Annotated in this window: 15 protein-coding genes and 1 pseudogene; 10 read left to right on the forward strand and 6 right to left on the reverse strand. The window is 67.4% G+C overall.

What is annotated here, in order from left to right; translation table 11 throughout:
- Nucleotides 1-916 precede the first annotated feature (916 nt).
- Nucleotides 917-1,063: pseudogene (locus tag BTN82_RS31920) on the forward strand (HAMP domain-containing protein); the annotation flags it as partial.
- Between the two features lie 102 nt (nucleotides 1,064-1,165).
- Nucleotides 1,166-1,921, forward strand: coding sequence for a methyl-accepting chemotaxis protein (locus tag BTN82_RS31925; protein WP_410002833.1), 756 nt, complete (start codon nucleotides 1,166-1,168; stop codon nucleotides 1,919-1,921).
- Between the two features lie 221 nt (nucleotides 1,922-2,142).
- Here BTN82_RS31925 and BTN82_RS19015 read toward each other — a convergent pair whose 3' ends face one another.
- The 4 genes from BTN82_RS19015 to BTN82_RS19030 are packed head-to-tail and all read right to left on the reverse strand — an operon-like array spanning nucleotide 2,143 to nucleotide 4,749.
- The gene (locus BTN82_RS19015) at nucleotides 2,143-3,462 is read right to left on the reverse strand and encodes a sensor histidine kinase (protein WP_075120652.1); all 1,320 of its coding nucleotides are present in this window, start codon (nucleotides 3,460-3,462) and stop codon (nucleotides 2,143-2,145) included.
- A complete protein-coding gene (locus BTN82_RS19020) occupies nucleotides 3,459-4,127 on the reverse strand; it encodes a response regulator transcription factor (protein ID WP_075120653.1) in 669 nt (222 codons plus the stop codon). Before BTN82_RS19020 ends, BTN82_RS19015 begins: the two co-directional genes overlap by 4 nt.
- A complete protein-coding gene (locus BTN82_RS19025; RefSeq protein ID WP_075120654.1) occupies nucleotides 4,127-4,441 on the reverse strand; it encodes a PepSY domain-containing protein in 315 nt (104 codons plus the stop codon). The genes BTN82_RS19020 and BTN82_RS19025 overlap by 1 nt, the downstream gene beginning before the upstream one ends.
- A complete protein-coding gene (locus BTN82_RS19030; RefSeq protein WP_075120655.1) occupies nucleotides 4,441-4,749 on the reverse strand; it encodes a PepSY domain-containing protein in 309 nt (102 codons plus the stop codon). Before BTN82_RS19030 ends, BTN82_RS19025 begins: the two co-directional genes overlap by 1 nt.
- Nucleotides 4,750-4,911: 162 nt before the next feature.
- Here BTN82_RS19030 and BTN82_RS19035 point away from each other — a divergent pair, with 162 nt between their 5' ends.
- The 8 genes from BTN82_RS19035 (at nucleotide 4,912) to codA (ending at nucleotide 11,428) form a co-directional block, all read left to right on the forward strand.
- On the forward strand, nucleotides 4,912-5,991 hold the full coding sequence (locus tag BTN82_RS19035) for a hypothetical protein (protein WP_075120656.1): 1,080 nt from the start codon (nucleotides 4,912-4,914) through the stop codon (nucleotides 5,989-5,991).
- Nucleotides 5,992-6,088: 97 nt separating this feature from the next.
- Nucleotides 6,089-6,445, forward strand: a complete 357-nt coding sequence (gene queD, locus BTN82_RS19040; RefSeq protein ID WP_003190259.1) for a 6-carboxytetrahydropterin synthase QueD — start codon at nucleotides 6,089-6,091, stop codon at nucleotides 6,443-6,445.
- Between the two features lie 154 nt (nucleotides 6,446-6,599).
- Nucleotides 6,600-7,424: an alpha/beta fold hydrolase gene (locus BTN82_RS19045; RefSeq protein WP_075120657.1), complete on the forward strand. Its 825-nt coding sequence runs from the start codon at nucleotides 6,600-6,602 to the stop codon at nucleotides 7,422-7,424.
- Between the two features lie 11 nt (nucleotides 7,425-7,435).
- Nucleotides 7,436-7,945: a nucleoside 2-deoxyribosyltransferase gene (locus BTN82_RS19050; protein WP_075120658.1), complete on the forward strand. Its 510-nt coding sequence runs from the start codon at nucleotides 7,436-7,438 to the stop codon at nucleotides 7,943-7,945.
- An 87-nt stretch (nucleotides 7,946-8,032) separates the two neighbouring features.
- Entirely contained in the window at nucleotides 8,033-8,407 is a 375-nt protein-coding gene (locus BTN82_RS19055; protein ID WP_075120659.1) for a hypothetical protein, read from the forward strand.
- Complete coding sequence (locus tag BTN82_RS19060; RefSeq protein WP_075120660.1) at nucleotides 8,404-8,601, forward strand: helix-turn-helix transcriptional regulator; 198 nt, start codon at nucleotides 8,404-8,406, stop codon at nucleotides 8,599-8,601. The genes BTN82_RS19055 and BTN82_RS19060 overlap by 4 nt, the downstream gene beginning before the upstream one ends.
- 226 nt (nucleotides 8,602-8,827) lie before the next feature.
- Nucleotides 8,828-10,096 carry a cytosine permease gene (gene codB, locus BTN82_RS19065; RefSeq protein WP_075120661.1) on the forward strand — a complete coding sequence of 423 codons (1,269 nt, stop codon included), beginning with the start codon at nucleotides 8,828-8,830 and terminating at the stop codon, nucleotides 10,094-10,096.
- Between the two features lie 78 nt (nucleotides 10,097-10,174).
- Nucleotides 10,175-11,428, forward strand: coding sequence for a cytosine deaminase (gene codA, locus BTN82_RS19070; protein ID WP_075120662.1), 1,254 nt, complete (start codon nucleotides 10,175-10,177; stop codon nucleotides 11,426-11,428).
- Between the two features lie 141 nt (nucleotides 11,429-11,569).
- Here the strand turns inward: codA and BTN82_RS19075 are convergent, their stop codons facing one another.
- Together BTN82_RS19075 and gudD are read right to left on the reverse strand one after the other, a co-directional pair.
- Nucleotides 11,570-12,562: a hypothetical protein gene (locus BTN82_RS19075; protein WP_075120663.1), complete on the reverse strand. Its 993-nt coding sequence runs from the start codon at nucleotides 12,560-12,562 to the stop codon at nucleotides 11,570-11,572.
- 75 nt (nucleotides 12,563-12,637) lie between these two features.
- On the reverse strand, nucleotides 12,638-13,993 hold the full coding sequence (gene gudD / locus BTN82_RS19080; protein ID WP_075120664.1) for a glucarate dehydratase: 1,356 nt from the start codon (nucleotides 13,991-13,993) through the stop codon (nucleotides 12,638-12,640).
- Between the last annotated feature and the right edge of the window lie 22 nt (nucleotides 13,994-14,015).

Raw genomic sequence — 14,015 nt, forward strand, 5'->3', positions numbered from 1 at the left:
CTATCAATACGGCCACGGCTTCTCGCGCCAGGTGCTGTTCCTGCGCGAACAGGCCGAGAAGCGTTTTCTCGATGCCTTCGACCTGCGCGAGGACCTGACCCGCCAGGTCAAGGCGGCGTTGCAGGCCAACCCGGACCTGCTGGGGCTGTCGCTGGTCTTCGAAGCCAACGCGCTGGATGGCAAGGACGAACTGTTCACCGGCCAGCACGAACTGGGCAGCAACGACAAGGGCCGCTTCGCCCTGTACTGGTCGCAGCCCACGCCGGGCAAGCTGACCGCCATGGCGCTGCCGGAAAGCGACATGAGCGACACCACCACCGGCCCCAGCGGCCAGCCGGCCAATGCCTGGTTCACTTGCCCGCGCACCACCCTCAAGCCCTGCGTGATCGAGCCCTACTTCTATGTGATCGACGGCCAGAACGTGCTGATGACCAGCATCGTGTTCCCGCTGCAGGTGGACGGCAAAGTCATCGCCTCGCTGTCGGTGGACATCAACCTCAACAGCCTCCAGGCGACCAGCCAGCAGGCGAGCAAGAAGCTCTACGACGGCCAGACCGACGTCAGCATCATCAGCCCGGTCGGCCTGCTCGCCGGCTACAGCGCCGACGCCGGCAAGCTCAGCCAGCGCCTCGACCAGCTGGACCCGGCCAACGGTGCCGAACTGATCCGCCGGCTCTCGACCAGCACCCAGACCCAGAGCCTGCACAACGACCATGAACTGAAGGTGCTCGCACCCTTCACCCCGATCCCCGGCGGCAAGCCCTGGGGCGTGTTGCTGGAAGTGCCGGAGCGGGTCCTGGTGGGCCCCGCCGAGGCGCTGAAAAGCCAGCTGGACCAGAGCAACAACGCCGGTACCCTGATCGAACTGAGCCTGGGCCTTGGCGCCGCGGTGCTCGGCCTGCTGCTGGTGTGGCTGATGGCGCGCAGCGTGACCCGGCCGATCCTCGGCGTGGCGCAGATGCTGGAAAACATCGCCAGCGGCGAAGGCGACCTGACCCGGCGCCTGGCCTACGACAAGCAGGACGAGCTGGGCCAGCTGGCCGGCTGGTTCAACCGCTTCCTCGACAAGCTGCAACCGATCATCGCCGACGTGAAACGCTCGGTGCAGGACGCCCGCGGCACCGCCGACCAGTCCTCGGCCATCGCTACCCAGACCAGCGCCGGCATGGAGCAGCAGTATCGCCAGGTCGACCAGGTGGCCACCGCCTCCCACGAGATGAGCGCCACCGCCCAGGACGTCGCCCGCAGCGCGGCCCAGGCCGCGCAAGCCGCCCGCGACGCCGACCAGGCCACGCGCCAGGGCCTCGCCGTGATCGACCGCACCACCACGAGCATCGATCATCTGGCCGCCGACATGAACACCGCCATGACCCAGGTCGAAGGCCTGGCCGCCAACAGCGAGAAGATCGGTTCGGTGCTGGAAGTGATCCGCGCCATCGCCGAGCAGACCAACCTGCTGGCCCTCAATGCGGCCATCGAAGCCGCCCGCGCCGGGGAAGCCGGACGCGGTTTCGCGGTGGTCGCCGACGAAGTGCGCAACCTCGCCCGACGCACCCAGGAGTCGGTGGAGGAAACCCGCCTGGTCATCGAGGAACTGCAAAGCGGTACCCAGGACGTGGTCGGCTCGATGGGCAACAACCAGCGCCAGGCCCAGGGCAGCGTCGAACAGGTCGGCCAGGCGGTCACCGCCCTGCGGCAGATCGGCGAGGCGGTGACGGTGATCAGCGACATGAACCTGCAGATCGCCAGCGCCGCCGAAGAGCAAAGCGCGGTGGCCGAGGAGATCAACAACAACGTGGCGACCATCCGCGATGTCACCGAGTCGCTGTCGGAACAGGCCAACGAATCGGCCCGGGTCAGCCAGTCGCTGAACAGCCTGGCCAACCAGCAGCAGAGCCTGATGGATCAGTTCCGGGTTTGAGCACCAGCCCCCTCCTCCCGGCGACGAGGGGGCACCTGCCGGAAATCGACCTGTGTAGCCGCTGCCGAAGAATGAGGCTGCGATCGGCTTGGGCGGCATTCCGACGAAGCAGCCGTAAACCGGGCTACTCGGTCGCCCAGATACACCCGGGACTCAGGTTTTGCGGGCGCTTCGCGCCCGATCGCAGCCTCGTGCCTCGGCAGCGGCTACAGACAGCGCCGTCAGGACTGGCGTCCGGGTAACTCGATCAACACCCGCAGCCCGCCCTGCGGGCTTTCCAGTAGACGCAACTCCCCGCCCCAGCTCTGCACGATATCCCGCACGATGCCCAGGCCCAGGCCATGGCCGTCGGTCTGCTCGTCCAGGCGCGCGCCGCGGCTGAACACCTGGGCGCGCTGTTCCTCGGGAATCCCCGGCCCGTCGTCGTCCACCGCCAGGCCGTAACCCTGCGCGGTCTGCCAGACGCTCAGCGCCACCTCGGCATCCGCCCACTTGCAGGCGTTGTCCAGCAAATTGCCCAACAGTTCCAGCAGGTCTTCGCGGTCCCAGGGCAGTTGCAGGCCGGGGGTCGCCTGGTAGCTCAGGTCCAGGTGCTCGCCGTGGATCATGTTCAGGGTCGCCAGCAGCCCCGGCAGTTCGGTGTCGCAGTCGAACAGCGCGCCGGGCAACGCATCGCCGGCCAGGCGCGCGCGGTTGAGTTCGCGGTTGAGCCGCTGCTGCACCTGTTCCAGCTGCTCCTGGAGGATCTTGCGCAGCTCCGGGTAGGCATCGAGTTTCGGGTTGGACGCCAGGCTGAGCAGCACCGCCAACGGGGTCTTCAGCGCATGCCCGAGATTACCCAGGGCGTTGCGCGAACGCTTCAGGCTGTCTTCGGTATGGGCCAGCAGATGGTTGATCTGCGCCACCAGCGGTTCCAGCTCCTGGGGCACCTGTGCGTCCAGTTGCGAACGCTGGCCACGCTGCAATTGGGCGATCTGCTCGCGGGCCTGTTCCAAGGGGCGCAAGGCACGGCGCACGGTGAGCCGTTGCAGGACCAGGATCAGCAGCAGGCCGGCCAGCCCCAGGGCCAGGCCGACCTGCTGCATGCGCCGGAAACTCTCGCGCACCGGGGTGTAGTCCTGGGCCACGCTGATGGAAATCGACTGCCCCAGGCGCCGGTAGTCGCTGCGCAAGACCAGCAATTGCTGGCCTTCCGGGCCCAGTTGCAGGTTGCTGTGCAGCCCGGTCTGCGCAAGCTTGGGCAGGTCCTGGTCCCACAGCGAGCGAGAGCGCCAGTGCACGTCGTCGAAGTCGATGCGGAAGTAATGCCCGGAAAACGGTCGCTGGTAGGCCGGCGACAGGCGCCGCTCGTCCAGTTGCAAACCCTGCGGCCCACGGACCAGCGCCACCAGCAGGCTTTCGCTGTCGTTGCGCAGGCCGGCTTCCAGGTAGCGTTGCAGGCCCATCTCGAACAGCCACAGGCTGGTCTGCGCCAGCACCAGGCCGACAATCACCATCACGCTGATCAGGCCCAGGCTCAGGCGGCGCTGGATCGACCTCACTGAGCGCTCCCGCCGAACAGGTAGCCCTGGCCGCGGCGGGTTTCGATCACGCTGCGCCCCAGCTTGCGCCGCAGGTGGTTGACGTGCACTTCCAGCACGTTGGAGTCGCGCTCGGTTTCGCCGTCGTAGAGGTGTTCGGCCAAATGGCTTTTCGAGAGGATCTGCTCCGGGTGCAGCATGAAATAGCGCAACAGCCGGAACTCGGCGGCGGTCAGCTGGATGTCCACGCCGTCGCGCACCACGCACTGGCGGCCCTCGTCGAGGTGCAGCCCGGCGGCCTGCAGCGTCGGCTGGTTGGCCTGGCCATGGGAGCGGCGCAGCAGCGCCTGGATGCGCAGGAACAATTCTTCCGGGTGGAAGGGTTTGGTCAGGTAGTCGTCGGCACCGGCCTTGAGGCCCTCGATGCGCTCGGCCCAGGAACCGCGCGCGGTGAGGATCAGCACCGGCGTCGCCAGGCCGCCGGCGCGCCATTGCGCCAGCACGTCCAGGCCCGGAACCCCCGGCAGGCCGAGGTCGAGCACGATCAGGTCGTAAGGCTCACTCGCGCCCTGGTACAGCGCGTCACGGCCGTCGGCCAGCCAGTCCACGGCGTAGCCCTGGCGGTTGAGTCCGGCCAGCAGTTCGTCGGCCAGGGAGACGTGGTCTTCCACCAGGAGCAGGCGCATCAGTCATCTTCCTTGTCTTTCAGTAAGCGGCCAGTGGCGGCCTCCAGGTCCAGCTCGCGGACCACGCCCTCGGCGGTCAGCAGCTCGACTTCATAGATATAGACGTCGTGTTTTTCTTCCAGCTCGGCTTCCAGCAGCTTGGCCCCGGGGTAGCGGTCCAGGGCCTGCTGGAGCAATTGCTCGAGCGGCAGGATCACCCCCTGCTGGCGCAGGCGCAGGGCTTCGTCCTGATCCAGGTCGCGGGCCAGCGCCACCGAGCAAAAAGCCAGGAGCGCCAGGGCTACCTTACTACTGGCGCGTAGATTCACCTTCATTACGTATCCTGATGATCCTTGAGCACCTGACCGTTCACCGCGTCCAATTCCAGGTCCCACTCGAGCCCTTGGGCGTCGCGCAGCTCGACCTGGTAGATGTACTTGCCGTACTCCTCTTCCAGCTCGGTTTCAGTGATGGTCGCACCCGGGTGCTTGGCCAGTGCCGTGGCATTGAGTTTCTCGAAGGACACAATGGTACCAGCGTCGCGCAGTCTCAGGGCCTCATCGGGGCCCAGGTCGCGGGCATGGGCCAGGCTGGCGGTCAGGCCGATGACGCTGGCGGTGAACAGGGCAGTGAAGGTTTTCATCGGGTGTCTCCGGCTTTCTCGTTATGGGGTGCTGCGGGGACTCACGATAGACGCTTGAACTTAATTGAAACTGAATAGCCATCATCGACACCGCGCAGGTTTCATTCGGCGTCGCTGCCGTGGGCTTTTATACTCACCCGCTCGCTCGAGATTGAGACCGGTATGACCGCTATCCACATCAAGTTCCCCGCCCTGACCCTCAAGGCCGGCCCGCGCGCCCTGGCTCGCATCCGCGCCCACGGCCTGGACGCGGCCGACGTCGGCATCCTGCCCGGCGCCGCTGGCGGGCCGAAAGCCCTGGGCATCCAGGGCCTGGACCTGGCGCTGTTCGGCGAGTGGCTGGCGGCAGCGCCCCGGGAGCGCTCGCTGATCGGCGCCTCGGTGGGCTCCTGGCGCTTCGCCAGCGCCTGCCTGCCGGACGCCGCCGAAGGCATCCGGCGCCTCGGCCAGCTGTACAACGAACAGCGTTTCGCCAAGGGCGTGACCATGGCCCAGATCAGCCAGAGCTCGCAGCGCATGCTCCACGAGCTGCTCGACGGCCGCGACGCGAGCATTCTCGCCAACCCGCACTACCGGCTGAACATCATGGTGGTGAAAAGCCACGGCCTGCTCGCCGACGACCATCGCGGGCGCCTGGGCCTGGGGCTGTCCTCGGTGATCGCCGACAACCTGCGCGGCCGGGCGCGGCTGGCGCGGCACTTCGAGCGCCTGGTGCTGCACGACCCGCGCCTGGCGCCGCCGCTGCACGCGCTGGAAGATTTCCCCTCGCGCTTCGTGCCGCTGGACACCGGCAACCTGCGCCAGGCCCTGCTGGCCTCGGGCTCGATCCCGATGGTCATGCAAGGCGTGCGCGACCTGCCCGGCGCCGGGGCCGGCACCTTCCGCGACGGCGGCCTGCTGGACTACCACCTCGACCTGCCCTACAGCGGCGACGATATCGTGCTCTATCCGCACTTCACCGACCGGGTGATTCCCGGCTGGTTCGACAAGACCCTGCCCTGGCGCCGCGGCAACCCCGGGCGCCTGCAAGACGTGCTGTTGCTGGCGCCGTCGAAGGAGTACCTGGCGCGCCTGCCCCACGGCAAGCTGCCGGACCGCAACGACTTCAAGCGCTTCATGGGCGACGACGCCAGCCGCCAGAAATACTGGCGCAACGCGATGGACGAAAGCCGCAGGCTGGGGGACGAATTTCTCGAACTGGCCGGCAGCGGTTGCATCGGCGAACGCCTTCTGACCCTTTAGTCAGTGTTTTCCCGCAAGCGCGCAACCAAGCTGATAAACTCGCCGCCTGCCTGACATCGCCCGTGGCGATAGCCACCTGACCGAGCTGACCGATACTGTGGAAATCTTCAAAGAATTTACCTTCGAATCCGCCCACCGCCTGCCCCACGTGCCCGAAGGCCACAAGTGCGGACGCCTGCACGGCCACTCGTTCAAGGTGGCCATCCACCTGAGCGGCGACCTCGACCCGCACACCGGCTGGATTCGCGACTTTTCCGAAATCAAGGCCATCTTCAAGCCGCTCTACGAGCGCCTGGACCACAACTACCTGAACGACATTCCCGGCCTGGAAAACCCCACCAGCGAAGTGCTGGCCAAGTGGATCTGGAACGAGCTCAAACCCCTGCTGCCGGAGCTGAGCGCGATCCGCATCCACGAAACCTGCACCAGCGGCTGCATCTATCGCGGCGAGTAACCCACAGCCTGCCCCTGCAGGAGCCAGCTTGCTGGCGATGAGGCCCTCGAAAACCGCATCGCCCTCGTAGATTTATCGCGAACAAGCTCGCTCCTACAGATAACCCATCGTTTTGGCCTATGATTGTTCCTCTTGTGCCCGGAGGAACATCGCCATGACCGACTGGCTGCTCGATCAGCAATACCGCTTCAACGGCCACACCGTCCGCTACGCCATCCATGGCGACGGCCCGCCCCTGGTCTTCGTCCACGGCACGCCGTTTTCCTCCTACGTCTGGCACCGCATCGCCCCGCACTTTCACGCCAGCCACCGGGTGCATTATTTCGACCTGCTGGGCTACGGCCAGTCGGAACAGGCGGCCGGCCAGGATGTGTCCCTGGGCGTGCAGAACCGGCTGCTGGCCGAGTTGCTGGAGCATTGGGGCCTGGAGCGTCCGGACGTGGTGGCCCACGATTTCGGCGGCGCCACCGCCCTGCGCACCCACCTGCTCGACGGCAAGGATTACCGCAGCCTGACCCTGCTCGACCCGGTGGCCCTGTCGCCCTGGGGTTCGCCGTTCGTGCAGCACGTGCGCCAGCATGAACCGGCCTTCGCCGGCGTGCCGGACTACATCCAGCGCGCCATAGTGCCGGCCTACATTCGCGGGGCGATCCAGCGCCAGATCCCCGACAACGAGCTTGCGCCCTACGTCCAGCCCTGGCTCGGCGAAACCGGCCAGGCGGCGTTCTACCGGCAGATCGCGCAGATGGACGAGCGCTACACCACGGAGGTGGCCGGGCTCTATCCGCAGATCCGTTGCCCGACCCAGATCCTCTGGGGCGAGGACGATCAATGGATTCCCATCGAGCGCGGGCGCCAGCTGCACCGCCTGATCCCCGGTTCGCGCTTTGAAGCGGTGCCCAACGCCGGCCACCTGTTGCAGGAGGACGCGCCGGAAACCGTGGTCGCGGCGCTGCTGCGTTTTCTGCCCCGCACCTGACAGGAGCCCCCATGCCTCCACGCATCTACCTCGCCGGCTTCGACGTGTTTCGCCGCGATGCCATTGCCCGCGGCGACGACCTCAAGCAGTTGTGCCGCGCCCAGGGCCTGCAAGGCCTCTACCCCTTCGACAATCAGGTGCCGGCGCAATCGACGCCGGAACAGACCGCCCGGCTGATCTGCCAGCAGAACCTGCAGATGATCCGCGACTGCGATGCGGTGCTGGCCAACCTCAACGACTTTCGCGGCCTGGAGCCGGACTCCGGCACCGCCTTCGAGGTGGGCATGGCGGTGGCCCTGGGCAAGCCGGTGTGGGCCTGGTTCGACGCCGCCGCGACCTTGCGCCAGCAAGTGCCCCACGACCCCGAGGGCCGCGACGCCGAAGGTTTCCTGGTGGAAGACTTCAACCTGCCGCGCAACCTGATGCTGGCCTGCACCTGGGCCGGCCATAGCCGCAGCGCCGAAGAAGCCTTGCCGCGCCTGGCCGCCTACCTCGCCCAGAATCAAGCACCCTCTGTGTAGGAGAGGGGCTGGCACGCATGTAAAGCGTCCTTGACATCGCAAAATCGACTGCCTAATGTAAAGCACCCTTTACTTCAGGAGTCGGCCATGTGCGCCAAACGCTACCTCGTGGAATTCACCCTCGCCCTGCTGGCGTACCTTGTCGCCGTGGTGCTCAGTACTTACCTGGTGACGGGCATGGACAGCAGCGCCGGACGCATCGCGGTGTCACTGATTCCGGTGGCCCCGATGATCGCCATGGCGGTGGTGGTCATCCGTCAACTGCGGCGCCTGGACGAACTCGCCCAGCGCATCCAGCTCAACGCCCTGGGCATCGCCTTCGTCTGCACCGCGCTGATCACCTTCAGCTACGGTTTCCTGGAAATCGCCGGCCTGCCGCGGCTGTCGATGTTCATGGTCTGGCCGATCATGGGCAGCGTGTGGCTGATCGCCACGCTGCTGGGCAACAGGCGCTACCAGTGATCAACCGTTTGCGCGAACTGCGCGCCGCGCAAGGCTGGTCCCAGGCGGAACTGGCCGCGCGCCTGGACGTCTCGCGGCAGACCGTGAACGCCATCGAGACCGAGCGCTACGACCCCAGCCTGCCCCTGGCCTTCAAGATCGCCAAAGCCTTCGGCCTGCCCATCGAAGGCATTTTCCAGGCCCCCGAAGACTGAGCGGCCAACGACCCGATTGGCCCTCGCCGGCGCACCGCTTTTGCGCCGGCCCCGGGTGAATCGGCCCCGCCACAACGCAAAAATCCTCTGCTTGTCTATAAATCCACTGCAGGTTGCGCAACGCCGGCCGGGCCTTCCCTGGCCTCGCGGGCATTGGCACGGCGGCTGCAACGGGCCTGCGTCGCTTACGCACCGGGCAACGCCCGGGCCGATCAGGGGAAGACCGATGACGCAGAACGCTCCAGGCAACGACTACCCGCTCAGCGAAGTGCCGATGAACGCCCGCAAGGGCCTGGCTTCGACGGCCATGGTGCTGCTGGGCTTCACCTTTTTCACCGCCACCATGTTCGCCGGCGGCAAGCTCGGCGTGGCCTTCAGTTTCGGCCAGATGCTCGGGGTGATCGTCCTCGGCAACCTGCTGCTGGGCCTCTACGCCGCGGGGCTGGGTTATATCGCCTTCAAGAGCGGCCTCAACTCGGTGCTGATGGGGCGTTTCTGTTTCGGCGAGGTGGGCAGCAAGCTCAGCGACCTGATCCTCGGCTTCACCCAGATCGGCTGGTACGCCTGGGGCACCGCCACCGCGGCGGTGGTGCTGGGCAAGTATTTCGAGCTGGGCCAGGGCCCGGTGCTGGGCTTGATGGTGCTGTTCGGCCTGGTGTTCTGCGCCACCGCCTACGTCGGCTACCGCGGCCTGGAAATCCTCTCCTGGATCGCGGTGCCGGCCATGGCCCTGCTGCTGTTGCTGTCGATGTGGGTGGCCACGGTCAAGGTCGGCGGCCTCGACGGCCTGCTGGCGGTGATGCCCAGCGCCAGCCTCGACCTGTCGACGGCCATCACCCTGGTGTTCGGCACCTTCGTCAGCGGCGCCACCCAGGCCACCAACTGGACGCGTTTTTCGCGCTCGGCCCGGGTCGCGGTGCTGGCCAGCCTGATCGGTTTTTTCATCGGCAACGGCCTGATGGTGCTGATCGGCGCCTACGGCGCCATCGTCTACCAGCAGCCGGACGTGGTCGAAGTGCTGCTGTTGCAGGGCTTCGCCATGGCGGCCATGGCCATGCTCCTGCTGAATATCTGGAGCACCCAGGACAACACCATCTACAACTTCGCCGTCGCCGGCTGCAACCTGCTGCGCACCGACCGGCGCAAGACCGTGACCCTGGCCGGCGCGGTGCTCGGCACCCTGCTGGCGCTGCTGGGCATGTACGACCTGCTAGTGCCGTACCTGATCCTGCTGGGCACGGTGATCCCGCCGATCGGCGGGGTGATCATGGCCGACTTCTTCTACCGCTATCGCGGCCAGTACCCGCGCCTGGCCGACAGCCGCCTGCCGGCCTTCAACTGGGCGGGCCTGGGCGCCTACGCCATCGGCACCGTGGCCGCCTTCGGCTCGCCGTGGATCGCGCCGCTGGTGGGCATCGCGGCCGCCGCCCTGAGCTACATGCTGCTGTGCAGCCTGCTCGGTTCGCGCGCCGCGGCGCTGGATATCCAGGCATGAGCCCGGGCCACGCGACGTTGCGGCGGCCGGCCCGAGGGCCGTACCCTGACCGCCTGGATCGAACAAGGAACCGCGCCAATGCTCATCATCAACGCCCGCCTGCGCAACCGTGAAGGCCTGCACGAACTGCACCTGGAAAACGGCCGCATCGCCAGCATCGCCCGGCAGACCGAGGCCCCGATCCTGGGCCCCGACGACCTCGACGCCGGCGGCAACCTGGTGGTGCCGCCCTTCGTCGAGCCGCACATTCACCTGGACGCCACCCTGACCGCCGGCGAACCGCGCTGGAACATGAGCGGCACGCTGTTCGAGGGCATCGAATGCTGGGGCGAGCGCAAGGCCACCATCACCGAGGAAGACACCAAGGCCCGCGCCCGGAAAACCATCCGCGCCCTCGCCGCCCACGGCATCCAGCATGTGCGCACCCACGTCGACGTCACCGACCCGCAACTGACCGCGCTCAAGGCACTGCTCGAAGTGCGCGAGCAAAGCGCGCACCTGGTGGACATGCAGATCGTCGCCTTTCCCCAGGAAGGCATCGAAAGCTACCGCAACGGCCGCGAGCTGATGGAGGAAGCGATCCGCCTGGGCGCCGACGTGGTGGGCGGCATCCCGCACTTCGAGTACACCCGCGACCAGGGCGTGAGCTCGGTGAAATTCCTCATGGACCTGGCCGAGCGCACCGGCTGCCTGGTGGACGTGCATTGCGACGAAACCGACGACCCGCAATCGCGTTTTCTCGAAGTGCTGGCCGAAGAAACCCGCAGCCGCGACATGGGCGCGCGGGTGACCGCCAGCCACACCACCGCCATGGGCTCCTACGACAACGCCTACTGCGCCAAGCTGTTCCGCCTGCTGGGCCATTCGGGGATCAGTTTCGTGTCCTGCCCCACCGAGAGCATCCACTTGCAAGGGCGCTTCGACAGCTTCCCCAAACGCCGCGGCGTGACCCGGGTCAACGAGCTGCTGGAGGCCGGGATGAACGTGTGTTTCGGCCAGGACTCGATCGTCGACCCCTGGTACCCCTTGGGCAACGGCAACATTTTGCGGGTGCTCGAAGCCGGCCTGCACATCTGCCACATGCTCGGCTACCGCAACCTGCAGAGCGCCCTCGACCTGGTCACCGACAACAGCGCCAAGGCCCTGGCCCTGGGCGAGCGCTACGGCCTGGAACAAGGCCGCCCGGCCAACCTGCTGATCCTCTCGGCCGACAGCGACTACGAAATGATCCGCAGCCAGGGCCTGCCGCTGTATTCGATCCGCGACGGCAAGGTGCTGATGAAGCGGCAGATGCCCCAGGTGGAGCTGCCGGGTGACGCGGGGTTTGTGTAACGGCCGCTGATGCCATCGCGAGCAAGCTCGCTCCTACAAGGTGGCGTCGATCGTGTCCACTGTAGGAGCGAGCTGGCTCGCGATAGCGATCTCAAGGACGCCGGAAGATCCTGCGGCTCTTTACGCAGCCTGCGGCAGCGGCTACAGGGCCCGCGCCGTGCCGAACAGGCTGACCCGCACCAACTCCCCGCCCCGCTCTTCCAGGCGCAGCGGCGCGGTGCCGCCGGGCATGGCCACTTCGACATCGCCGGCCTTGATCCAGCCGACCCGCCACGCCGCGCAGGCCACCGCGCTGGCGCTGGTGCCGGAAGACGCAGTCGGCCCCTCGCCGCGCTCGAACACTCGGGCGGCAATGCGCTGGGCCTCTTCCAGCCACGCCCATTGCAGGTTCACCCCCGCCGGGCAAGGTTCGCCGCCGCCGACGGGCATGGCGTAGGCGATGCGGGTCAAGGCCGCGGCCAGGGGCGCATCCCTCATCTGCCGGTTGCTCGGCAAGGCGCTGGCATCGTCCACCAGGGTCACGCAGTGCGGGTTGCCGATCCGCACGAACTGGCTGCGTTGCCAGCCCGGGTGCAACTGCGCGAGACCGCGCACCCGGCTCAAGTCGACGCAACTCGAACCGTCGTTGTCGACCCCTTCCTCGGCGCCTACCGCTTGCGGACCGAAAGCCGGTTGCCCGAGCTCCAGCCAGAAACCCTGGTCATCGGCGACCCGGGCCGGCTCGACCCGGGTCGCTACCGGCGAGCCTGCGCCCGGCTTGTCGTGATGCACCCGCAGTTCGCTGGCGCCTTGGGCAGGCAGCAAGCCCTGCTCGCTCAAGGCCTGGGAAAAGATGGTCAAGCCGTTGCCGCTGCGCTCGGCCAGGGTGCCGTCGGTGTTGACGATCAGCAGGTCGAACGGCGGCGCGTCCTGGAACGGCCCGACCAGCAAGCCGTCGCTGCGATGGGCCTTGGCCCCTTCCGGCCGGGTGCCGGGCGCCCAGCCGCACAAGGCCTCGACAGCCTGCACGCTCCAGCTGGCACGGCCCTGCGCCGCCTCGGCCGCGCTGGCCGGCAAGGGGATGCCCAACCGGCGCACAGCCTCGGGCGCCACCACGCCGTAAAGATTGCCGCGCGCATCGTAGAAAGAGGTCATTGCCAGGGCTCCATAAGCAGACGGGCCGCTGACAGTACTGCGAATGCAGCGGCCCGGCCAAGCCCCGCGGCTCGCTCAGCGCACCAGGCACGGCCGCTTGTTGTCGAAGCGCCAGCCCGGGACCAGGAACTGCATCGCCAGGCTGTCGTCGCGCGCGCCGAGGCCGCGAGCGTTGTACAGCTCGTGGGCGCGGGCCAGCGCATCCAGGTCCAGTTCCACCCCCAGCCCCGGGGTCTGCGGCACCGCCACGCAGCCGTCAACGATCCGCAGTGGGTTGCGGGTCAGGTGCTGGCCGTCCTGCCAGATCCAGTGGGTGTCGATAGCGGTGATCTCGCCCGGCGCGGCGGCAGCCACGTGGGTGAACATGGCCAGGGAAATATCGAAGTGATTGTTGGAGTGGGAACCCCAGGTCAGGCCCCATTCATGGCACATCTGCGCCACCCGCACCGAGCCTTGCATGGTCCAGAAATGCGGATCGGCCAGGGGAATGTCCACCGCGTGCAGCTGGATCGCATGGCCCATCTCGCGCCAGTCGGTGGCGATCATGTTGGTCGCGGTGGGCAGCCCGGTGGCGCGACGGAACTCGGCCATCACCTCGCGCCCGGAGTAGCCGTTTTCCGCGCCGCAGGGGTCTTCGGCATACGCCAGCACTTGATGCTGGTCGCGGCACAGGGCGATCGACTGCTGCAGCGACCAGGCACCGTTGGGGTCGAGGGTGATGCGCGCCTGGGGGAAACGCTCGGCCAGGGCGGCGACCGCTTCGATCTCCTCTTCGCCACGCAACACGCCGCCCTTGAGCTTGAAGTCGTTGAAGCCGTAACGCGCCTGGGCCGCCTCGGCCAGGCGCACAATGCTCTCGGCGTCCAGCGCCGGTTCGTGGCGCAGGCGCAGCCAGGCGTCGTCGGCCTCGGCCTCGTTGCGGTAGGCCAGGTCGGTGGCGCGCCGGTCGCCGATGTAGAACAGATAGCCGAGCATCTTCACCGATTCGCGCTGCTGGCCTTCGCCGAGCAGCGCCGCCACCGGCACGCCGAGGAACTGGCCGAGCAAGTCGAGCAGCGCCGCCTCCAGGGCGGTCACCGCATGGATCGCCACGCGCAGGTCGAACGTCTGCTGGCCGCGACCGCCGGCGTCGCGCCCGGCAAAGCGCTGGCGCGCCTGATTGAGGATCTTCTGGTAATGCCCGATGGGTTGGCCGACCAGCAGGTCGCGGGCCTCTTCCAGGGTCGCGCGAATCCGCTCGCCGCCCGGCACCTCGCCGACCCCGGTGTTACCGGCGCTGTCGGTGAGAATCACGATATTGCGGGTGAAGAACGGGCCGTGGGCGCCGCTGAGGTTGAGCAGCATGCTGTCGTGTCCGGCCACCGGCACTACGTGCAGCCGAGTGATGAGCGGCGCCTGTCCGGCCGTCGCGGGGGAAGAAAGAAGAGTCATGGGCGGTTCCTGTCGGCAGAGG

The sequence above is a fragment of the Pseudomonas chlororaphis genome, from assembly GCF_001921865.1.
In the GTDB taxonomy this organism is placed as follows: domain Bacteria; phylum Pseudomonadota; class Gammaproteobacteria; order Pseudomonadales; family Pseudomonadaceae; genus Aquipseudomonas; species Aquipseudomonas chlororaphis_D.